Origin of the sequence: Thermus sp. CCB_US3_UF1 (genome assembly GCF_000236585.1) — a bacterium.
Lineage (GTDB): Bacteria > Deinococcota > Deinococci > Deinococcales > Thermaceae > Thermus.
The window spans coordinates 282926-302399 of record NC_017278.1 but is presented as its reverse complement, the minus strand read 5'-3'; the positions used below and the strand labels follow the sequence as shown (position 1 = coordinate 302399).

The 19474-nt window shown below is 68.4% G+C and carries 19 protein-coding genes; 11 read left to right on the top strand and 8 right to left on the bottom strand.

All coding sequences use genetic code 11. From position 1 onward, the window contains the following. Nucleotides 1–90: 90 nt before the first annotated feature. From TCCBUS3UF1_RS01270 to aceE, 5 genes are read right to left on the bottom strand one after another with little or no spacing between them, the layout of a single operon-like run. Nucleotides 91–1329 (bottom strand): folylpolyglutamate synthase/dihydrofolate synthase family protein, encoded by a 1239-nt coding sequence (locus tag TCCBUS3UF1_RS01270; protein ID WP_014514684.1) that lies wholly within the window; start codon nucleotides 1327–1329, stop codon nucleotides 91–93. Then, nucleotides 1330–1725: a manganese-dependent transcriptional regulator PerR gene (gene perR, locus TCCBUS3UF1_RS01265; RefSeq protein ID WP_014514683.1), complete on the bottom strand. Its 396-nt coding sequence runs from the start codon at nucleotides 1723–1725 to the stop codon at nucleotides 1330–1332. It abuts the gene before it with no gap. A 24-nt stretch (nucleotides 1726–1749) separates the two neighbouring features. Further along, nucleotides 1750–2661, bottom strand: coding sequence for a hydroxymethylbilane synthase (gene hemC, locus TCCBUS3UF1_RS01260; protein WP_014514682.1), 912 nt, complete (start codon nucleotides 2659–2661; stop codon nucleotides 1750–1752). A gap of 35 nt (nucleotides 2662–2696) precedes the next feature. Next, nucleotides 2697–3938, bottom strand: coding sequence for a 2-oxo acid dehydrogenase subunit E2 (locus tag TCCBUS3UF1_RS01255; RefSeq protein WP_014514681.1), 1242 nt, complete (start codon nucleotides 3936–3938; stop codon nucleotides 2697–2699). An 11-nt stretch (nucleotides 3939–3949) separates the two neighbouring features. Continuing rightward, nucleotides 3950–6667, bottom strand: a complete 2718-nt coding sequence (gene aceE / locus TCCBUS3UF1_RS01250; protein ID WP_014514680.1) for a pyruvate dehydrogenase (acetyl-transferring), homodimeric type — start codon at nucleotides 6665–6667, stop codon at nucleotides 3950–3952. A 121-nt stretch (nucleotides 6668–6788) separates the two neighbouring features. Here aceE and TCCBUS3UF1_RS01245 point away from each other — a divergent pair, with 121 nt between their 5' ends. Further along, complete coding sequence (locus tag TCCBUS3UF1_RS01245) at nucleotides 6789–7646, top strand: LysR family transcriptional regulator (protein ID WP_041433935.1); 858 nt, start codon at nucleotides 6789–6791, stop codon at nucleotides 7644–7646. Here TCCBUS3UF1_RS01245 and TCCBUS3UF1_RS01240 read toward each other — a convergent pair. Further along, nucleotides 7643–7900 (bottom strand): hypothetical protein, encoded by a 258-nt coding sequence (locus TCCBUS3UF1_RS01240; protein WP_014514678.1) that lies wholly within the window; start codon nucleotides 7898–7900, stop codon nucleotides 7643–7645. The two genes, TCCBUS3UF1_RS01245 and TCCBUS3UF1_RS01240, sit on opposite strands and share 4 nt — an antisense overlap. Continuing rightward, the gene (locus TCCBUS3UF1_RS01235) at nucleotides 7897–8160 is read right to left on the bottom strand and encodes a septum formation initiator family protein (protein WP_014514677.1); all 264 of its coding nucleotides are present in this window, start codon (nucleotides 8158–8160) and stop codon (nucleotides 7897–7899) included. The genes TCCBUS3UF1_RS01240 and TCCBUS3UF1_RS01235 overlap by 4 nt, the downstream gene beginning before the upstream one ends. Before the next feature lie 196 nt (nucleotides 8161–8356). Here TCCBUS3UF1_RS01235 and TCCBUS3UF1_RS01230 point away from each other — a divergent pair, with 196 nt between their 5' ends. After that, nucleotides 8357–8800 carry a Fur family transcriptional regulator gene (locus TCCBUS3UF1_RS01230; protein WP_014514676.1) on the top strand — a complete coding sequence of 148 codons (444 nt, stop codon included), beginning with the start codon at nucleotides 8357–8359 and terminating at the stop codon, nucleotides 8798–8800. A gap of 42 nt (nucleotides 8801–8842) precedes the next feature. Here the strand turns inward: TCCBUS3UF1_RS01230 and TCCBUS3UF1_RS01225 are convergent, their stop codons facing one another. Next, complete coding sequence (locus TCCBUS3UF1_RS01225; protein WP_014514675.1) at nucleotides 8843–10234, bottom strand: leucyl aminopeptidase; 1392 nt, start codon at nucleotides 10232–10234, stop codon at nucleotides 8843–8845. 40 nt (nucleotides 10235–10274) lie between these two features. Here TCCBUS3UF1_RS01225 and TCCBUS3UF1_RS01220 point away from each other — a divergent pair, with 40 nt between their 5' ends. From TCCBUS3UF1_RS01220 to TCCBUS3UF1_RS01180, 9 genes are read left to right on the top strand one after another with little or no spacing between them, the layout of a single operon-like run. Then, nucleotides 10275–11156, top strand: a complete 882-nt coding sequence (locus TCCBUS3UF1_RS01220) for a DUF1385 domain-containing protein (protein WP_014514674.1) — start codon at nucleotides 10275–10277, stop codon at nucleotides 11154–11156. After that, a complete protein-coding gene (gene mnmA, locus TCCBUS3UF1_RS01215) occupies nucleotides 11153–12268 on the top strand; it encodes a tRNA 2-thiouridine(34) synthase MnmA (protein WP_014514673.1) in 1116 nt (371 codons plus the stop codon). Before TCCBUS3UF1_RS01220 ends, mnmA begins: the two co-directional genes overlap by 4 nt. A gap of 36 nt (nucleotides 12269–12304) precedes the next feature. Next, complete coding sequence (locus tag TCCBUS3UF1_RS01210; RefSeq protein WP_014514672.1) at nucleotides 12305–13270, top strand: PstS family phosphate ABC transporter substrate-binding protein; 966 nt, start codon at nucleotides 12305–12307, stop codon at nucleotides 13268–13270. Between the two features lie 56 nt (nucleotides 13271–13326). Beyond that, the gene (gene pstC, locus TCCBUS3UF1_RS01205) at nucleotides 13327–14229 is read left to right on the top strand and encodes a phosphate ABC transporter permease subunit PstC (protein WP_014514671.1); all 903 of its coding nucleotides are present in this window, start codon (nucleotides 13327–13329) and stop codon (nucleotides 14227–14229) included. Continuing rightward, nucleotides 14222–15436, top strand: coding sequence for a phosphate ABC transporter permease PstA (gene pstA / locus TCCBUS3UF1_RS01200; RefSeq protein ID WP_014514670.1), 1215 nt, complete (start codon nucleotides 14222–14224; stop codon nucleotides 15434–15436). Before pstC ends, pstA begins: the two co-directional genes overlap by 8 nt. Further along, nucleotides 15430–16245 carry a phosphate ABC transporter ATP-binding protein PstB gene (gene pstB / locus TCCBUS3UF1_RS01195; protein ID WP_041433643.1) on the top strand — a complete coding sequence of 272 codons (816 nt, stop codon included), beginning with the start codon at nucleotides 15430–15432 and terminating at the stop codon, nucleotides 16243–16245. The genes pstA and pstB overlap by 7 nt, the downstream gene beginning before the upstream one ends. Nucleotides 16246–16253: 8 nt before the next feature. Continuing rightward, entirely contained in the window at nucleotides 16254–17426 is a 1173-nt protein-coding gene (locus TCCBUS3UF1_RS01190; RefSeq protein ID WP_014514668.1) for an MFS transporter, read from the top strand. Next, nucleotides 17427–18458 (top strand): DNA replication and repair protein RecF, encoded by a 1032-nt coding sequence (gene recF, locus TCCBUS3UF1_RS01185; protein ID WP_014514667.1) that lies wholly within the window; start codon nucleotides 17427–17429, stop codon nucleotides 18456–18458. It begins immediately after the preceding gene. Continuing rightward, nucleotides 18416–19195, top strand: coding sequence for a DUF721 domain-containing protein (locus TCCBUS3UF1_RS01180; RefSeq protein ID WP_014514666.1), 780 nt, complete (start codon nucleotides 18416–18418; stop codon nucleotides 19193–19195). Before recF ends, TCCBUS3UF1_RS01180 begins: the two co-directional genes overlap by 43 nt. Nucleotides 19196–19474: the final 279 nt, after the last annotated feature.

Below are 19474 nucleotides of genomic sequence, written 5' to 3'. Positions count from 1 at the left end.
AAGCGGTCTGTTCCTTAGGGAGCCCTTTGGCTTCTGGCTGACCTCAAAGCTAGCTTAGCAGCCGGAGGTGAACGACCCCTGAACAGGGCCTTACTGCCACCTTTCCTCCGGGGGAAGCCCCTTTAGGCCCCGGAGCACCTCCCCCACCAGGTAGAGGCTTCCCGCCACCACCGCCCGGCCCTCGAGGGCCAAGGCCCTCTCCACCGCCCGCAGGGGCTCCTCCTCCACCAGGGCCCCGGGGAAAAGGGGGAGAAGGGCCCTTGGGTCCTCGCTCCGGGGGGAATGGTAGCGGGTGAGGACCACGGGTCCTAGGCCCCGCAGGGCCTCGGCCATGGCCGCCAGGTCCTTCCCCCGGGTGAAGGCCAGGACCAAGGCCGCAGGGAGAAGGCCGTGGAAGCCTAAGGCCTCCCGCAGGGCCCAGGCCCCTTCGGGGTTGTGGGCCCCATCCAGAAGGAGCTCCTTCCCCTCCAAGGGGATCCTTTCCAGGCGACCCGGATGGGTGGCCCGGGCCAGGCCGCCCGCCACGGCCTCCCAGCCCGCCCCCAAAAGCCTCCCTCCTACCGCGGCCAGGGCCAGGTTCTCCGCCTGGTGGGGGCCGAGGAGGGGGGTGTGGAAGCGCCGCTCCTCTCCCCTCAGGAAAAGGGTAAAGGCCAAGCCCCGGGACGAGGGGGCCACCTCCCCCAGGGCGAAGGCCTCCCCTAGGACCCAAAGGGGGGTCTCCAAGGCCGCCGCCTGGGCCCTAAGTTCCCAAAGCCCTTCCCCTCGGGCGGCGGTGAGGGCCGGCACGCCCGGGCGGAAAATCCCTGCCTTCTCCCGGGCCACGTCCCGCAGGGTGGGGCCCAGGACCTCCAGGTGGTCGTGGCCGATGTTGGTGACGATGGAAAGCATGGGCTCGGCGGCGTTGGTGGCGTCCAGCCTCCCCCCTAGGCCCACCTCCAGGACGGCGAACTCCACCCCCTGGCGGGCGAAGTGGAGGAGGGCCAAGGCGGTGGTGGCCTCAAAGAAGCTGGCCCCCACGGCCTCGGCATGGGGGCGGACCTCCTCCAGAAGGCGGTGGAGCTGGTCCTGGGAAACGGGCTCCCCCCCCACGGCCAGGCGCTCGCGGAAGTCCACCAGGTGGGGGCTGGTGTAGAGCCCCACCTTGAGGCCCGCCTCTTCCAGGATGGCGGCCAGGACCCGGGCCACGGTGCCCTTGCCGTTGGTCCCCCCCACCAGGGCCACAGGGTAGGCCTCCTGCGGGTTCCCCAGGCGGCGGAGGAGGGCCCGGATCCGCTCCAGGCCCAGGGTCACCACGCCCTGGCGGGCGTAGAGCCAGGCCAAGGGGTGCATCTAGCCCTCGAGGGCCGCCTTGCAGGTGGGGCAGAGGCCCTTATAGGTAACCTCCACCTCCCGCACCTCCACCCAGGGATGGGCCTCCTGGGCCAGGCCCCGAAGGTCGGGCAGGTCCACCTCCAGGTCCACGATGGCCCCGCACCCCTGGCAGACCAGGTGGAGGTGGGGGTGGAGGTTGGCGTCGTACCGGGTGGCCTCCCCGGCCTTGGTGATGGGCACCAGGTAGCCCTCCTCCACCAGGGCCTCGAGGGTGCGGTAGATGGTCCCCAGGCTCACCTTGGGCACCACCTTGCGCACCTCCTGGTAGATCCAGGCGGCGTCGGGGTGGTTGTGGGCCCGGCGCACCACCTCCAATACGGCCTTGCGTTGGCGGGTCAAGCGCTTCAGCGCCATCGCCCCCACTATAGCAAAACCCCACTAAACCTGTCGGGTTTGTTCCAGTATCTCCCGCCCCCCCTGCTCCAGGACGTCCCGGGCCAGCTCCAGCCCCAGCTCCTCGGCCTCGGAGGCCTCCCCCTCGATCTCCGCCCGGATGAAGCTCCTGCCGTCGGGGGAGAGGAGGGTCCCCTCCAGGAGGAGGGTGCCGTCCTCGGCCACCTGGGCCAGGGCCCCCACCGGGGCCATGCACCCAGCCCCCAGGCCCCGCAGAAAGGCCCGCTCCGCCCGCACCCGGTCGTAGGAGGCGTGGTGGTGGAGGGCGTAGCAAAGCTCCTCCGCCAGATCGTCCCCCTGGCGCACCTCCAGGGCCAAGGCCCCCTGCCCGGGGGCGGGGAGCATCACTTCCGGCTCCAGGAACTGGTCAATGCGGTTCCTGAGGTCCAGGCGGATAAGCCCCGCCGCCGCCAGGACGATGCCGTCGTACTCCCCATTGCCCAAGGCCGCCAGACGGGTGTCCACGTTGCCCCGGAGGTCCTTCACCACCAGGTCTGGCCGGTAGGCCAGGAGCTGGGCCTTGCGGCGCACGGAACTGGTCCCCACCACCGCCCCCTGGGGCAGGTCCTCCAGGCGCTTATAGGCCCTGCCCAGGAAGACGTCCCGGGGGTCTTGCCGCCTGGGGATGGCGGCGATCTTGAGCCCCGGAGGCTCCTCTGTGGGCAGGTCCTTTAGGGAGTGCACGGCGATGTCGATCTCCCGGGATAGCAGGGCCTCCTGGAGCTCTTTGACGAAGATGGCCTGCTCCCTGGGGTTCGCCCCCTGGTCCCCCCGGGTCTTCACCGTCTTCACCTTGAACTCCGCCTCGGGCCAGCTTTCCTTGAGGCGCTCCACCACCCACCGGGTCTGGGCCAGGGCCAGGGCGCTACCCCGGGTTCCCACCACGATGACGCGCATACTTTCCCATACTACACGAGGACCTCAGGAAGGCCTCATTCCAGGGCCAGGCCCAGGGGGTCCTCCAGAAGGGCGGCCAGGTGGCGGCAGAAGCGGGCCGCCTCCGCCCCGTCAATCAGGCGGTGGTCGTAGGTGAGGCCGTAGGGCATGACCAGGCGGGGGAGGAAGGTTTCCTTCTCCGCGTCCCAGAGGGGCTTGACCTGGGAACGGGAAACCCCGAGGATGGCCACCTCGGGCCAGTTCACGATGGGGGTGAAGCCGGTGCCGCCGATCCCCCCCAGGTTGGAGAGGCTAAAGGTGCCCCCCTGCATCTCCTCGGGGGAGAGCTTGCGCTCCCTGGCCCTTTCGGAAACCTCCTGGAGCTCCTTGGCCAGGCGCAACACCCCCTTTTGGTCCACATGGCGGATCACAGGCACCAGGAGGCCATGGGGGGTGTCCACCGCCACCCCGATGTGCACGTAGTCCTTGTAGATGACCTCCTGCCGCTCCGCGTCCAGGGAGGCGTTGAACTTGGGGAAGGCCTTCAGGGTCAGGGCCAGGGCCTTGAGGAGGAAGGCGGTGAGGGTAAGCCTGTACCCCCGTTCCTCGGCCCGCTTGGCGTAGCGTTTGCGCAGGGCCTCCAGCTCGGTGATGTCCGCCTCGTCAAAGTGGGTGACCATGGGCACCTGGGCCCAGGCCTGGGCCATGGCGCGCAAGGTGGCCTTGCGCACCCCGCTCATGGGCTCCACGCGCACGGGGCCCCAACGGGTGAAGTCGGGAAGGCGCGGGACGGGCGGGAGGGCGGGGGCTGGGGCCTCGAGGGCCGGCGCAAGCCCCGCCGCCCGGCGCACGTCCTCCTCGGTGATGCGCCCGGCCAGGCCCGTCCCCCGAACCCCCTTTAGGTCCACCCCCAGCTCCCGGGCCAGCCGGCGGATGGAGGGGGCCGCGGGGATCAGGCGGCCCTCCTCCGAGGGCCCCGAGGGAGGGGCTGGCCGGGGTGGGGCGGCTTCCGCCTTGGGGGGCTCGGGAGCCTGGGGAAGGGCCTGGACGGGGCTTACCGGAGCCCCTTCTCCCTCCAGCTCCAAGAAGGCCTGGCCCGGACGCACCTCGTCCCCTACCTTCACCAGCACCCGCCGCACCACCCCGCCCGCCTCGGCGGGAACCTCCATCACCGCCTTATCGGTTTCCAGTTCCAAGAGGGGCTGGCCGGGGGCCACCCGGTCCCCCTCCTTGACCAGCACCCCCACCACCGTGGCCGCGGCCACGTTGTCGCCCAGTTCAGGAAGCTTCAGTTCCATGCCATGCCTCCCTAGCGCCTATGGGGCGGCACTTCCTCCAGCTTAAGCCCCAGGTGCGCCCGGGCCCTCCCCAACACCCCAGCCTCCAGCTTCCCCTCCTCCACCAGGAGGGCCAGGGCCGCGTAGGCCATGTGCCGGGCGTCCACCTCAAAGAAGTCCCTCAGGGCCTCCCGGGTGTCGGAGCGGCCAAAGCCGTCGGTGCCCAAGGGGCAGAAGGGCCGGTCCAGGTAGCCCCGGACCAGGTTGGGCAGGGCCTTCAGGTAATCGGTGGCCGCCACCACCGGGCCCTCGTGCCCCTCCATGGCCGCTTGCACGTAGGGCTTCCGGGCCCGGCCCAGAAGCCGCCTTTCCCTTTCCGCTTCCATGGCATCCAGGTAAAGGGCCTTGTAGCTGGTGGCGCTCCAGACCTCCGCCACCACCCCGTAGTCCAAGAGGAGCTCCTGGGCCCGCAGGGCCTGGGGCAGGAGGGGCCCCGAGGCCCAAAGCTGCACCCTGGGCCCCTTCCCCTCCCCGGGCCGGAGGAGGTAAAGCCCCTTGAGGATCCCCTCCTTGACCCGGTCCCGGGGCTCGGGTATGGGGGGATGGGGGTAGTTTTCGTTCTCAATAGTGAGGTAGTAGAAGACATCCTCCCCCTGGGCGTACATGCGCCGCAGGCCGTCCTCCAGGATCACCGCCAGCTCGTAGGCGAAGCCAGGGTCATAGACCTGGAGGTTGGGGGCGGCCAGGGCGTAGAGGGGGCTCTGCCCGTCCTGGTGCTGCAGGCCCTCCCCTTCCAGGGTGGTGCGGCCCGCCGTGGCCCCCATGAGGAAGCCCCGGGTGCGCTGGTCGGCGGCGGCCCAGACCAGGTCCCCGATGCGTTGCAGGCCGAACATGGAGTAGGTGATGAGGAAGGGGATGGTGGGGATGCCCCAGTGGGCGTAGGCGGTGCCGGCAGCGATGAAGTCGGCCATGGCCCCGGCCTCGGTGATGCCCTCCTCCAGGATCTGCCCCTCCTTGCTCTCCTTGTAGGCGGTGAGGGTGCCGGCGTCCACGGGGATGTAGAGCTGTCCCTGGGGGGAGTAGACCCCCACCTGGGCGATCAGGGCCTCCATGCCAAAGGTGCGGGCCTCGTCGGGGACGATGGGGACCAGGAGCTTGCCGACGGTGGGGTGGCGGAGCAACTTGGCCAGGATGCGCACGAAGGCCATGGTGGTGGAGATCTCCCGCCCCCCCGAGCCCTCGTAGAACTCCTGGAAAAAGTCTTCCCCGGGGACCTCGAGGCCCCCTTGGAAACGCACCCGCCGCTCGGGCACGAAACCGCCCAGGGCCTTGCGCCGCTCTTGGAGGTAGCGGACCTCCGGGGAGTCTGGCCCCGGGTGGTAGTAGGGGAGTTCGGAAAGGCGCTCTTCGGGAACGGGGATGCCCAGGAAGGCCCGGGCCTCCTTGAGGTCCTCCTCCGTGAGCTTCTTCACCTGGTGGGCCACGTTTTTGGCCATGGCCGTGGGCCCCATGCCGTAGCCCTTGATGGTGCGGGCGAGGATGACCACCGGGCTTCCCCGGTGCTCCACCGCGGCCTTGTAGGCGGCATAGATCTTCTTGAGGTCGTGGCCACCCCGGCTGCGGGTGAGCTCGGTGAGTTCCTCGTCGGTCATGCCCTGGATGAGGGCCTGGAGCTCGGGGGTGTTGAAGAAACGCTCCCTCAGCTCCTTACCCCCGAAGGCGGCGTAGCGCTGGCTCTCCCCGTCCACCAGGGCCTCAAAGCGCCGCAGGAGGTGCCCCTCCCGGTCCCTGGCGATGAGCCGGTCCCAGGCGGCGCCCCAGACGATCTTGATCACCCGCCAGCCCGCCCCCCGGTAAAGCCTTTCCAGCTCCTGGATCACCTTGGAGTTGCCCCGCACCGGTCCGTCCAGGCGCTGCAGGTTGGCGTTCACCACGAAGACCAGGTTGTCCAGCCCCTCCCGGGCCGCCAGGTGCAGGGCCCCCACCGTTTCCGGCTCGTCGTGCTCCCCATCCCCCAGGAAGGCCCAGACCTTGGCCGAACTCTTGGGCTTGAGCCCCCGGTCCTCCAGGTAGCGCATGAAGCGGGCCTGGTAGATGGCCTGGATGGGGCCCAGGCCCATGGACACCGTGGGGAACTCCCAGAAATCCGGCATGAGCCAGGGATGGGGGTAGCTGGAAAGCCCCCGTCCCCCCGGTACGGGCGGGTGGACCTCGCGGCGGAAGTTCTCCAGGTCGGCCTCGGAAAGCCTCCCCTCCAGGAAGGCCCGGGCGTAGATCCCGGGAGAGGAGTGCCCTTGGAAGAAGACCAGATCCCGGTCCAAACCCGCCTCAGGGCCGCGGAAGAAGTGGTTGAAGCCCACCTCGTAGAGCTCGGCGATGGAGGCGTAGGTGGAGATATGCCCCCCGATGCCGTCGGCCCGCTTGTTGGCCCGGGCCACCATCATGGCGGCGTTCCAGCGCAGGATGTTGACGATGCGCCGCTCCAGCTCGAGGTCCCCGGGGTAAGGGGGTTCCTTCTCCCTGGGGATGGTGTTCAGGTAGGGGGTGGAAAGGCGGTTCTCGGGGAAGTAGCCCTGGAGGTAAAGGTACTCGTCCAAAAGGCGCAGAAGCTCCTCCGCCCGCTCCCACCCCTCCACCCGGAGGACATACTCCAGGGATTCCACCCACTCCCGGTTCTCCACCTGCCTAAGCCGGGCCCGCTCCTCGGCGGAGAGGGCCTGCAGGGCCTCTTTCAGCGCGCTTTCCGTCATGCTTCCCCCCCGGCAGCCAAGTACACTACACCGACTCACCCTCCAGTCTGGGGCAGAGGGCGGGCTTTGTCCAATAGCAAGCCCCTGCCCGGAGCGATAAGATCTTCTTATCATGGAGCCCATCAACCTGCGCCGCCTGCGGCTTTTCCTCCTCCTGGCGGAGGAGCGCAACTTCCACCGGGCGGCGGAGCGGGCTTACCTTTCCCAGCCCGCCCTCTCCCAGCAGATCCGGGCCCTGGAGCGGGAGCTGGGGGTGCGCCTGGTGGAGCGCAAACCCTTCCGCCTAACCCCGGCGGGGGAGATCCTTCGGGCCGAAGGGGAGCGCCTCTTCCAGGAGGCCTTGGCCCTACGGGAACGGGTGCGCCGGGCGGGATGGGGGGAGCTTCGCTTCGGCGTGCCGGAAAACCTCCTGCCCGACCTCATGCCCCTCTTGGACCATTTGCGCCGGGGCTTGGGCCAGCCGGTGGAGATCCTGGAGATGCACACCCCCGAGCAGGTCAAGGCCCTAAAGGAAGGCCGCCTGGACTACGGCCTGGCCGGCCTGCGGGTGGAGGATCCCGCCCTGGACCAGGAGCCCTTGCTGGAGGTGCCCATCGTGGTGGTCCTGCCCGAGGGCCACCCCTTGGCCTCCCGGGAACGGGTGCCCCTGAAGGCCCTCAAGGAAGCCCCCTTCCTCCTCATCCCCAAAGAAGCCCTCCCCCCCTTGCACGAGGCCTTCATGGAGGTCTTCCGCCGGGCTGGCTTCACCCCTAAGGTGGTGCGGGAGGTGGCCCGCTTCCCGCAGGCGGTCAGCCTGGTGGCCGCGGGGGTAGGGGTCCACCTCACCCTGGCCCCGTACCGGGTCTTTCCCCATCCGGGCACGGTGCTCCGGCCCCTGGAGGAAGCAGCCGCCCTGCAGGTTTCCCTCATCTACCGCAAGGCCCCCCCACCCCCTAGGCTCTTGGAAGTGCGGGCCCTCCTCCGGAGCTGGGCCCCCTAGGCCCTGAGGCTAGGGGGCTCATCCTCCCCCCAGGCCAGCTCCACCAGGCCGATGGCCTCCTCCACCGGCACCCCGTAGTCGCGGGAAAGGCGGGTGATCTCGTGGCCCAGCCGCCGCAGGTGGGAGAGCTGGGCGGGACCAGCTTCCCGGGCCAGGTCCAAAAGCCAGGAGAGGAGGACCTCCGCCTCCTCGTCGGTCAGGCCCTCGGTGAGGGCCTCGTCTTCCAAGAGTACCTGGGCTGGGTCTTCCCTCATCGCCTCTTCAGTATCTCCTCTGGCCGCACCATGCCAAGCCGGCGGGCCAGGGCCTCGAGGTGGGCAGGGTCTTGGGCCGCCTCCACCTCGGCCCGAAGCCGGGCCACCCGGGCCTCGGCCTGGTGCACCGCCTCTTCCAGCCGCTCCCGCTCCTTGGCCAGCTGGTGGGCCCGGACCGCTTCCTGGCCCAGGAGGAAAAGGGCATGGGCCAGGCCCAGGGCAAAGACCAGGCGGAGCAGACGGTACACGGGGCGTTCCAACCTAGCCCCATTATACCCCGCACCCGTCCGGGCCCCAACTCAGAAGAAATTTTCCTAAAATATAGGCTAGATCTGGAGAAAAACTCACCCCAGAAACCGAAAAATGGCGGAACAGTATTCTAGCAAGCCCTTCGGCTTCAACCCATTGCATTTGCACATGACCGGTGTATACTGGAATGGAAAGGAAGGAGGAGCCATGCCAAGGATGAAGGAAAAGGAGAACTACCGGGCGCGGCTGAAGGCGGTGGGCCTGCGGCACACCCTGCCCCGGGAGCGTATTCTGAGCTACCTGGACCGCAAGAATGTTCACCCCACCCCGGAGGAGCTTTACAACGGCCTGAAGAAGCGGGGCTACGACATCGGCCTCTCCACCGTGTACCTGAACCTGCACGTCCTGCGGGAGCACGGCCTCATCTACGAGTTCAAAGACCCCAAGGGGGACACCCGCTACGACGGCTACAACGAGCCCCACGTGCACCTGGTCTGCACCGCCTGCGGCAAGGTGGAGGACCTGCTCCTCAAGAACCTGCCGGAGCTGGACCTTTCCGGTGCCCAAGGGGCGGCTGCGGAGAGGACGGGCTGGGCCCTGGAGGGCTTCCGCCTAGAGCTCCGGGGCAAGTGCCCGACCTGCCAGGGTTAAGGAAAAGCCCAAGGGGCCCGGGGCATGTCCCGGGCCCCTTGCTCATAGGTCCTGGGCCACCTCCAGGATGGTCCTCACCCCAAACCCCGTACCCCCTTCCGGCCCCAGGGCGTGGGCCTTCTTGGCGAAGGCCGGCCCGGCGATGTCCAGGTGGACCAGGGGCACCCGGACGAACTCCGCCAAAAAGAGGGCCGCGGTGATGGCCCCACCGCTGCGGTCCCCCACGTTTTTCAGGTCGGCCACGGGGCTTTTGAGTTTCTCCCGGTAAGCGGCCTCCAGGGGCATGGGCCAGACCTTCTCCCCTGCCCTTTGGGCAGCTTGCCGCACCCGCTCCCCCCAGGCGGCCTCGGTGGCGAAGAGGGCCGCCACCTCCTCCCCTAGGGCCACCACCGCCGCCCCGGTGAGGGTGGAAAGCTCCAGGATGCGCTCGGCCCCCTGGCGCTCGGCGTAGGCCAGGGCATCCGCCAGGGTGAGGCGGCCCTCGGCATCGGTGTTCATCACCTCCACCGTCTTGCCGGAGAGGGTCTTGAGCACATCCCCCACCCGGTAGGCCCGCCCCGAGATGAGGTTCTCGCAGGCGGCGATGTACCCCCAGAGCTCCACGGGAAGCCCCAGGAGGGCCGCCGCCTTGAAAGCCCCCAGGACCGCCGCCGCCCCGGCCATATCCCCCTTCATGGCGGCCATGCCCTCGGTGGGCTTCAGGGAATACCCCCCGGAGTCAAAGGTAAGCCCCTTGCCCACCAGGTCCAGCCGCCCCCTGGCCCCCTCCGGGCGGTAGCGGAGCTGGATGAAGCGGGGCGGGTTGGCCGAACCCTGGGCCACGGCCAGGAAAGCTCCCATGCCCAAGGCGGCGATGGCCTCCTCGTCCAGGACCTCCACCTCCACCCCCAGGGGCCTGAGGGCCAGGGCCGCCTCCGCCAGGGCCTCGGGGGTGAGGACGTTGGGGGGCTCGTTGACCAGATCCCGGGCAAAGTAAACCCCCTCGGCCACCTTTCTGGCCCGCTCCAGGACCCCTTCTTCCACCCCCAGGAGGTGGAGGGCCAGGGGCCTTTCCCCAGGCTGGCCCTTGTAGCGGAGAAAGCGGTACGCCCCAAGCCAAAGGCCTTCAGCCAGAGCGTAGCCGTCTTCCAGGGGTTCCACCAGGGCCTCGAGGAAAGCGTAGCGGCCCAGGAGCTGGGCCAGCCTACCCCCGGCCTGCCGGGCGTACCCATCCGCGGCCACGAGGAGGAAATGCCCCTCAGGGGTGGCGAGGAGCAGGCTCTCCCCGCTTTCCCCCTTCAGGCCCGCCCCCTCCCAGGCGCGGCGGAGGAGACCCTCCAGGCGGATGTCCAGGGCCTCTCCCTGGGGGGAAAGCTTCCCCTGGCGCACCCAAAGGACCTTCAGGGGAACCTGGGCCTGCCAAAGCGGGGCTTCCGCAGCGTGTAGGGTGATCACGCCTGGAGTTATACCATGCCCCCGTGGCAGAATAGGAGGGATGCGGCTTCCTTTTCTCGCCCAACAGGCCACCCTGGGAGGGTCAGCGGCCCTGGAAGGGGTCATGATGAAGGCCCCTTGGGCCTGGGCCCTGGCGGTGCGCCTGCCCAATGGGCAGGTGCACGTGGAACGCCATGAGGAGGCCGCCCTGGCCCAGCGCTACCCCTGGGCCCGGCTCCCCCTCCTCCGCGGGGTGGTGGCCCTATGGGATGCCCTTTCCGTAAGCTACCGGGCCTTAGCGCGCAGCGCCGAACTCCAGGGGGAGGAGGAGGTGCCCAAAGGGGCCCTCTGGGGCACGGTGGCCTTCAGCCTTCTCTTGGGCATCGCCCTCTTCATCGTTCTGCCTGGCTTCCTTTCCGGCCTTCTCCTGGACCCCGCCCGCCACCCGGTGCTCTACAACCTTCTGGCCGGCCTCCTCAAGGTGGGCATCCTGGTGGGCTACCTCCTCTTCATCGGTCGGCTTCCCGAGATTCGGCGCTTCTTCATGTACCACGGGGCCGAACATAAGGCCATCCACGCTTACGAGAAGGGGCTGCCCCTCACCGTGGAAAACGTCCTGGCCCAGCCCCGTTTCCACCCCCGGTGCGGCACCACCTTTTTGGCCTTCGTCATCGTGGTTTCCGTGCTGGTCTATAGCCTCATCCCCGCTCCGGAGGTCCTGTGGTGGCGGCTTCTGGCCCGGGTGCTCTTCCTGCCGGTGGTGGCGGCCCTGGCCTTTGAGCTCCTCTACTTCTCTGCCCGGCACGAGGACCCCCTCTCCCGGGCCTTGCGGGGCCTGGGCTTCCGCTTCCAGGCCCTCACCGTGGCCGAGCCCACCCCGGACATGGTGGAGGTGGCCATCCGGAGCACGCAGGCGGCCCTGGGGGAAAAGGTGGTGGCATGAAGCGGGTTTTGGTGGCCATGTCCGGCGGGGTGGACTCCTCGGTGGCCGCCTACTTGCTGAAGGAGGCGGGCTACGAGGTGGTGGGGGCCATGATGCGCTTCTGGCCCGAGGAGCCTCCCGCCCCCCGCCTCGAGGCCGGGGGAGGCAGGGCCTGGGAAAGCTGTTGCACCCCCGACGCCGCCTACGAGGCCCGGCGGGTGGCGGAGCTGCTTGGCATCCCCTTTTACCTCTTGGACTACCGGGAGGTCTTTGCGGAGGAGATCATCCAGCCCTTCCTCCGGGACTACGCCCAGGGGAGAACCCCTAACCCCTGCGCCCGCTGCAACACCCAGGTGAAGTTTGGCGCCTTCCTGAAGCAGGCCCGTCGCCTGGGCCTGGACTACGTGGCCACGGGGCACTACGTCCGCCGGGAAGGGGAGGCCCTCCTGCGGGGGGTGGACCCGGCCAAGGACCAGACCTACTTCCTCTGGGGCACGCCCAAGGAGGCCATCCCCCATCTCCTCTTCCCTGTGGGGGGGTTCCACAAGGCCGAGGTCCGGGCCATGGCCGCCCGGGCCGGCCTCCCCACCGCCAGGAAGCCGGAAAGCCAAAACCTCTGCTTCATCGCCGGGGACCTGCGGGGGTTCCTGGCGGAAAAGCTCCAGGCCCGCCCCGGTCCCCTGGTGGACGTGGAAACCGGGGAGGTGGTGGGGGAGCACCAAGGGGCAAGCCTCTACACCCTGGGGCAGCGGAAGGGGCTTGGGCTCCACAAGACCCACTTGGAGCGGTACGTGGTGGGGCTGGACCCCGGGGCCAACATCGTCTACGTGGGCCCCAAGGAAGCGGCCTTCTGGGGAGGGCTGGAGGGGGAGGAAGTAAACCTCCTGGCCGAGCTGCCCGAGGAGGTGGAGGTCCAGGTGCGCTACCGCACCCCCCCGGTCCGGGCCAGGGTGGAGTCCCTTTCCCCCTTGCGCCTCCGCTTCCAAAGCCCCGTCTTCGCGGTAACCCCGGGGCAGAGCGCCGTCTTCTACCAGGGGGAAAGGCTTCTGGGAGGAGCGGTGATCCGCAAGGGGCTCTACAACCTGGCGGGGTTTGACCCAAAGCTGATGGAAAAGGCCTTGACCTTCTCCTGACAAAGGGTTGGCAGAGTACGGGTGGGAGGTTAGGAGATGCGCAAAGCCATCGGTTTAGCCTTGGTCGCCCTGCTGGGCACGGCCCTGGCCCAGGTTCGCTCGGACGGGTCCTCCACCGTCTACCCCATCACCCAGGCGGTGGCGGAGGAGTTCGTCACCCGAAACCCCCAGGTGAAGATCTCCGTGGCCTTCTCCGGCACGGGGGCGGGCTTCCAGAAGTTCTGCCGCGGGGAGACGGACGTGCAAAACGCCAGCCGCCCCATCCGCAAGTCCGAGATGGAGGCCTGCCAGAAGGCGGGGATCCAGTACATTGAGATCCCCATCGCCTACGATGCCCTCTCCATCCTGGTGAACAAGCAGAACACCTGGGCCCAGTGCTTGACCACGGCCCAGCTCAAGTCCATCTGGGAGCCCAACGCCAAGGTGAACTTCTGGAAGGACCTGAACCCCGCCTGGCCCAACCGCCGCATCGTCCTCTTCGGGGCGGGTACCGACTCGGGGACCTTTGACTACTTCACCGAGGCCATCATGGGCCGGGCCGGATCCATCCGCAAGGACTACTTCCCCTCCGAGGACGACAACGTGATCATGCGCGGGGTGACGGGGAACCCCTACGCCATGGCCTTCGTGGGCTTCGCCTACTACGAGGAGAACAAGGACAAGGTGCGGGCCCTGGCCGTGGACGGGGGCAAGGGGTGCGTGGCCCCCAGCCGGGAGAGCGTGCTCAACGGCACCTACACCCCCCTGGCCCGGCCCCTCTTCATCTACGTGAACCTGAAGAGCCTGGAGCGCAAGGAGGTGCGGGACTTCGTGGACTTCTACCTCTCCCCCGCTGCCCGCCGCGCCATCCGGGCCACGGGCTACGTGGAGCTTCCCGAGGAGGCCTACCGCATTGGCCAGGCCCTGGTGGCCCGCAAGAAGACGGGGAGCTTCTTCAGCGACCTGCCCCCGGGAACCCCGCTTTCCAAGTTCATCGAGGAGCTGAGGAAGGAAGTGCAGTAAACCCTGAGGCCCAAGGGGTGGGGGGTTCTCCCCCACCCCTTTAGAATGGGGAAGGCATGGAGATCTTGAAGCAAAGGCCCTCGAGGAACCCCAAGGAGGTACTCACCTTCGCCCTACTGGTCCTCCTTTCCTCCGTCACCCTCTTCACCACCTTAGGGGTCATCTTGAGCCTCATCGGGGACGTGGCCCAGTTCTTCCGCCGGGTGCCCCTCCTGGAGTTCCTCCTGGCCCCAGAGTGGACCCCCCTCTTCGACGAGCCCCGCTACGGCATCAGCCCCCTGATCGCCGGCACCTTCCTGGTGACCTTCATCGCCCTCCTGGTGGCGGTGCCCTTGGGGCTGGCCCTGGCCATTTACCTCTCGGAGTACGCCTCAGGGCCTGCCCGGGCCCGCATCAAGGGGACCCTGGAGCTCTTTGAGGGCATCCCCACCGTGGTCTTCGGCTACTTTGCCCTCCTCTTCGTCACCCCCCTGCTCCAGCGCTTCATCCCCGACCTCAACATCTTCAACCCCCTTTCCGCAGGGCTGGTCATGGGCTTCGCCATCATCCCCTACATCTCCAACGTGGCCGCCGACGCCATGGAGTCCGTGCCCCGCTCCATCCGCGAGGCGGCCTACGCCCTGGGGGCTAGGCCCTACGAGGTGGCCCTGCGGGTGGTCTTCCCCGCCGCCATCTCCGGCATCATCGCCGCCATCATCCTGGCCACCAGCCGGGCCATCGGCGAGACCATGATCGTGGCCATCGCCGCCGGCCAGCGCCCTGCCCTCACCCTGGACCCCCGGGAGACCATCGCCACCATGACCAGCTACATCGTCCAGGCGGCCACCGGGGACCAGCCCACGGGCTCCACCGCCTTCTATGCCCTCTTCGCCGTGGGCTTCACCCTCTTCCTCCTCACCCTCCTCCTGAACATCCTGGCCCAGTACGTGGTGGAACGCTACCGGGAGCGGTATGAATAAGACCCTGGCCCAACCCCCACAAGAAGCCTTCGGGACCGACCCTTGGAAAACCCGCATTGACCGAACTTTCGCACGGGCCCTTGTCCTTCCCCTGATCCTCTCCATCGGCTTGCTGATCCTCCTCCTGGGGGATACCCTCTACCGCAGCGTCTCCGTGCAGGTGGTGCGGGCGGACGAGGGCCCGGGAAAGACCTACCCCTTTGGCCTTTCCGCCAGCGAGGTCCTGAAGCAGGAACTCCTGGCCCGGGGCTACACGGAAGAGGAGGTTAAGGCCCTCCTCCAGGACCCCACGGAGCGCCGGGTCCTCTTCCTGCAGAACCGGGTGGAGCTCATGTGGAACACCCAGGACGGGCCCTTCCGCTACGTGGTCACCGGGCTCCGCGACGAGCGGGTGGAGGACTTCTCCTTGGCGGAAGGGCTAAGGCGCTGGAACGAGCTCAAGGCGGGGCTTGGCGAAGGGGAGAGATTGGTGCTCAACCCCTGGCTGGACCAGAGCTTCCTCACCCGCACCCCCTCCCGCTCCCCCCTCACGGCGGGGATCGGGGTGGCCATCTGGGGGACGGTCTGGGTTCTTTCCCTGGCCCTCCTCATCGCCATCCCCGTGGGGATCGGCACCGCCATCCTCCTGGAGGAGTACCTGCGGGAGGGGACCTTGAACCGTATCCTCGAGGTCAACCTGCGCAACCTGGCCGGGGTGCCCTCCATCGTTTATGGCCTCCTAGGCCTAGCCATCTTCGTCCGGGAGCTGGGCCTGGGCCCCACCATCCTGGCCGCCGCCCTCACCCTAGGGCTTTTGGGCATCCCGGTGATCGTGGTCACCTCCCGCGAGGCCCTAAGGGCCGTGCCCGAGTCCTTGCGCCAAGCGGCCTTTGCCCTAGGGGCCACGCGGCGGCAGGTGGTCTTCCGGGTGGTGGTGCCCGCCGCCTTGCCTGGCATGGTCACGGGGGTCATCCTCTCCGCCGCCCGGCTCATCGGCGAGGCGGCCCCCCTCCTCCTGGTAGGGGCCGCGGCCTACGTGCCCTTCTTCCCCTCCGGCCCCATGTCCGAGTACACGGTGATCCCCGTGCAGATCTACCTCTGGGTTTCCATGAACATCCCCGAGTTCGCCCGGGTGGCGGCGGCGGGCATCCTGGTCATGCTCCTGGCCCTCTCGGGCCTTTACCTCTTGGCCCTTTACCTTAGGAACCGTTTCAGGAGGGAATGGTGAGTCTGGAAATGCTCAAAGAGCACGAGACGGTGCGCACCGCGCCCGTCTCCCCCGGCGAGGCCCTGGTGGAGGTCAAGGATCTCAACCTCTACTACGGCGCCAAACAGGCCCTTTTCCACATCAGCGTCCGCTTCCCCAAGAACCAGGTCACCGCCATCATCGGCCCCTCGGGGTGTGGAAAGAGCACCCTGCTGCGCTCCCTCAACCGCATGAACGACCTCATCCCCGGGGTGCGGGTGGAGGGGGAGGTGCTTTACGAAGGGGTGAACATCTACGACCCCCGGGTGGACCCGGTGGCCGTCCGCCGCCATATCGGCATGGTCTTCCAAAAGCCCAACCCCTTCCCCAAGACCATCTTTGAAAACGTGGCCTTTGGCCTTAAGCTCATGGGGGTCAAGGGCAGCGAGCTGGAGGACCGGGTGGTGGAGGCCCTGAAGCGGGCCGCCCTCTGGAACGAGGTGCAGGACATCTTCAAGAAGCAAAGCGGCCTCCGCCTCTCCGGGGGCCAGCAGCAGCGCCTTTGCATCGCCCGGGCCATCGCCGTGGAACCTCCCCTCCTCCTCATGGACGAGCCCACCAGCGCCCTGGACCCCATCGCCACCCAGGCCATTGAGGACCTGATCCTCGAGCTCAAGGAGCGGTACACGGTGGTCATCGTCACCCACAACATGCAGCAGGCGGCGCGCATCTCCGACCGCACCCTCTTCATGCACCTGGGGGTGCTGGTGGAGGAAGGCCCCACCGAGGTGATCTTCACCAAGCCCCAGCACCCCTATACGGAGGCCTACATCACCGGGCGCTTCGGTTAGACTCTTTTGTGTCCGCCCTAGGCCTGCTCTTCCTCACCCTCTTCAACAGCGTCCTGGGCCTTTCCCTCCTCTTCCCCATCCTGGGCCCCTTGGGGCGTTCCCTGGGCCTTTCCGAGGTCCAGGTGGGGCTTTTCTCCACGGGCTACGCCCTGATGCAGTTCCTCCTCGCCCCCTACTGGGGGCGGCGGAGCGAAGGGGGGCGGAAGCCCGTCCTCCTCCTGGGTATCCTGGGGTTTGCCGCAAGCTTCCTCCTCTTTGGCCTTCTGGCCCTTCTGGGGCAAAAGGGCCTCCTGCCCCCGGGGCTTCTCTTTCCCCTTTTGCTCCTAAGCCGGCTTCTGGGCGGGGCGTTTAGCTCCGCCACCCTGCCCACGGCCCAGGCCTACGTGGCCGACGTGACCGGCAGGGAAAACCGCACCGCGGGCATGGCCCTCCTGGGGGCGGCCTTTGGCCTGGCGGTGATCGTGGGGCCGGCCATCGGGGCGGGGCTTGCCGGCCTCTTGGGCCTCCTGGCCCCCGTCTTCTTCGCCAGCGGCATCGCCCTCCTCAACGCCCTTTTCGTGGCCCTGGTCCTCCCCGAGTCCCGGCCCCAAGGGACCAGGGAAGAGCGCCGCCTCTCCCCTTGGGATGGGCGGGTCTTCCCCTTGCTCCTCCTGGGCTTTGCCCTGAACCTCTCCAGCGTGGCCCTGGAGCAGACGGTGGCCTTTTACTTCCAGGACCGCCTGGGCCTTTCCGGGGTCGCCACGGCCCAGAAGGTGGGGCTGGCCCTGGTGCTCTACGGGGCGGTGGCCGTCTTGGTCCAGGGCTTCCTGGTGCGGCGGCTGGCCTGGCCCCCCAAGACCCTCCTCCTCCTGGGCCTCCCCTTGGGGCTTGCGGGCTTCTTGGTGCTCGTTCTGGCCCAGGGGTTTTGGGCCTTGGCCCTGGGCCTGGCCCTGCAGGGAGCCGGGGCGGCCCTGGCGGGGCCTGGGGTCACGGCGGCCCTTTCCCTGGCGGTGGGGGAAGGGGAGCAGGGCCCCGTAGCAGGGCTCAACGCCTCGGCCCAGGCCCTGGGACGGATGCTGGGGCCCCTGCTGGGCACGGGGCTTTACCGCCTGGCCCCCGAGGCCCCCTACCTGTTGGGGGCGGGCCTCCTCCTGCTTTCCTGGGCCCTTCTCCCCCTCCTCTTTCGCCGGGTGAGGCTTTAGATGCGGCTACGCCTGTTTCGCCAGAAGGGATTCCGCAACCTTTACCTGGAAACCTTCCATCCCCCTCCGGTCCCCTTCGCCGTGGTGGGGGGAAACGCCCAGGGCAAGACCAGCCTGCTTCTGGGGGTGCACCTCCTCCTGGGAGGGGAGGTGCGGGCCTCCTTGGCCGACCTGGTGCGCTTCGGGGAACGGGAGGCCTGGCTCTATGGCGAGGTGGAGACCGAGCTTGGGCGCTACCGGGTGGAGCAGAGGCTTTTCCCCGAGGGGCGGGAGATCCGGGTGAACGGGAAGGCCGTGGGCCTAAAGGGGCTTTGGGAGCTGCCCGGCTCCGTGCTCCTCCTCCCTGAGGACGTGGAGGTGGTCCTGGGGCCCAAGGAGGAGCGGCGGGGGTTTCTGGACCGGATGATCGGGCGGTTTTCCCGCCGCTACGCCGCCCTGCTTTCCGCCTACGAGAAGGTCCTGCGCCAGCGCAACGCCCTCCTCAAGGCGGGCGGGAACGGGCTTTCCGTGTGGGACCGGGAACTGGCCCGCTATGGAACCGAGATCATGGCCTTTAGGCGGCGCTTTCTCAGGCGCTTCCTGCCCACCTTCCAGGAGGTGCACCGCTCCTTGGCCCCGGGGGAGGTGGGGCTGGCCCTCGAGGAAAGCGCGCAGGGGGATTTCCTCGAGGCCCTGGAACAGCGCCGCCCGGAGGAACTCCTCCGGGGACAGACCCTTCTCGGCCCCCATCGGGACGACCTGGTCTTCCTCCTCGCTGGCCGTCCCGCCCACCGCTTCGCTAGCCGCGGGGAGGCCAAGGCCCTGGCCCTGGCCCTGCGCCTGGCCGAGCACCGCCTGCTCTGGGAACACCACGGGGAGGCTCCCCTCCTCCTGGTGGACGAGTGGAGCGAGGAGCTGGACCCAGGAAGGCGGAAGGCCCTCCTTACCTACGCCCAGGGCTTACCCCAAGCCATCCTGGCCGGCCTTCAAACCCCAGAGGGGATGCCGGTATGCTCTATGGCAGGGGGGGTGGTGCTCTGCCCTGGCGGCTGAAAGAGGTCCTTCCCGAAGCCCTCAAGCGGGCTGGGGGGAAGGAGCGCCTGCAACGGGGCCTGGTCCTGGCCTCCTGGAAGGAGGTGGTGGGCCGGGAGCTAGCCCGCCTCACCGAGGCCGTTGCCCTGGAAGAGGGGGTCCTCACCGTGTGGGTGGCGGATCCCGTAACCGCCCACCAGCTGACCTATAGCCGCCTGGCCCTCCTCCGCCGGTACGAGGAGCGCTTCCCGGGAAAGGTGCGGGAGATCCGCTTCCTGGTGGGGAGGCTCGAGGCCCCCTCCCCGGAACCCCCGCCGCCACCCAAGGACCCAGAGGCGGGCCGCAAGGCCCTGGCCTTGGCCCAGCTGGCTCCCTCAGAGCTACGGGAAGCCGTGGCCCGTGCGGCCTTTGCCCTTTTCGCGCACAAACGGGGGAACCCCTGCCCCCTCTGCGGCACCCCCAGCGAAACCCATCCCTGCCCCACCTGCCGCCGCCTCTTGGAAAGCCCCCTGGTGCGCAAGGAGGCCGAGCGCCTGAAGCGGGGCCGCCCCCCCCGCCTGGAAGGGGAGGCCCTCCTGGTGGCCCGCCACCTGGCCCGCGAGAGGCTCCTGGCCGAGATGCGGGAACTCTACCCCCAGGCCCTGCGGGAGGCAGGGCTCCGCCCCTTGTTGCGGGACCTGGCCCGCCGCTTCCAAAGCCTTTTTCCTGAGGAGGCTTTGCCCGAAGGGGTGCAAAGCCTCCTGGCCAAGGAGGACTAAAACCCTGACCCAGGGGGCCAGGGCCCGGTTGGTGGGCGGCAGAGGATTTGAACCTCTGACCTCTCGCTTGTAAGGCGTTTAGAATGGTTTCGTTATCCTACGGGAACTTACAGGTAGGCGCTTATGTATCGTTACTTACTTCCGGTATAGCACGAGGCTTCACGGCTATTTCCGGACTCAACTGCCGTAGTAACTGCCGTAGTACCGACGCGCACACACCGCTTTGGTAGCAAGGGGTTCAAAAAGATGGAGGATCCCTCTTGGAGGCTGCGAGCAGCA

What these genes read in the sequence shown, in the direction of transcription:
- TCCBUS3UF1_RS01270 (WP_014514684.1), bottom strand. Translation starts at nt 1,329, where the DNA reads ATGCACCCCTTGGCCTGGCTCTACGCCCGCCAGGGCGTGGTGACCCTG.
- perR (WP_014514683.1), bottom strand. Translation starts at nt 1,725, where the DNA reads ATGGCGCTGAAGCGCTTGACCCGCCAACGCAAGGCCGTATTGGAGGTG.
- hemC (WP_014514682.1), bottom strand. Translation starts at nt 2,661, where the DNA reads ATGCGCGTCATCGTGGTGGGAACCCGGGGTAGCGCCCTGGCCCTGGCC.
- TCCBUS3UF1_RS01255 (WP_014514681.1), bottom strand. Translation starts at nt 3,938, where the DNA reads ATGGAACTGAAGCTTCCTGAACTGGGCGACAACGTGGCCGCGGCCACG.
- aceE (WP_014514680.1), bottom strand. Translation starts at nt 6,667, where the DNA reads ATGACGGAAAGCGCGCTGAAAGAGGCCCTGCAGGCCCTCTCCGCCGAG.
- TCCBUS3UF1_RS01240 (WP_014514678.1), bottom strand. Translation starts at nt 7,900, where the DNA reads ATGAGGGAAGACCCAGCCCAGGTACTCTTGGAAGACGAGGCCCTCACC.
- TCCBUS3UF1_RS01230 (WP_014514676.1), top strand. Translation starts at nt 8,357, where the DNA reads ATGCCAAGGATGAAGGAAAAGGAGAACTACCGGGCGCGGCTGAAGGCG.
- TCCBUS3UF1_RS01220 (WP_014514674.1), top strand. Translation starts at nt 10,275, where the DNA reads ATGCGGCTTCCTTTTCTCGCCCAACAGGCCACCCTGGGAGGGTCAGCG.
- mnmA (WP_014514673.1), top strand. Translation starts at nt 11,153, where the DNA reads ATGAAGCGGGTTTTGGTGGCCATGTCCGGCGGGGTGGACTCCTCGGTG.
- TCCBUS3UF1_RS01210 (WP_014514672.1), top strand. Translation starts at nt 12,305, where the DNA reads ATGCGCAAAGCCATCGGTTTAGCCTTGGTCGCCCTGCTGGGCACGGCC.
- pstC (WP_014514671.1), top strand. Translation starts at nt 13,327, where the DNA reads ATGGAGATCTTGAAGCAAAGGCCCTCGAGGAACCCCAAGGAGGTACTC.
- pstA (WP_014514670.1), top strand. Translation starts at nt 14,222, where the DNA reads ATGAATAAGACCCTGGCCCAACCCCCACAAGAAGCCTTCGGGACCGAC.
- pstB (WP_041433643.1), top strand. Translation starts at nt 15,430, where the DNA reads ATGGTGAGTCTGGAAATGCTCAAAGAGCACGAGACGGTGCGCACCGCG.
- recF (WP_014514667.1), top strand. Translation starts at nt 17,427, where the DNA reads ATGCGGCTACGCCTGTTTCGCCAGAAGGGATTCCGCAACCTTTACCTG.
- TCCBUS3UF1_RS01180 (WP_014514666.1), top strand. Translation starts at nt 18,416, where the DNA reads ATGCTCTATGGCAGGGGGGGTGGTGCTCTGCCCTGGCGGCTGAAAGAG.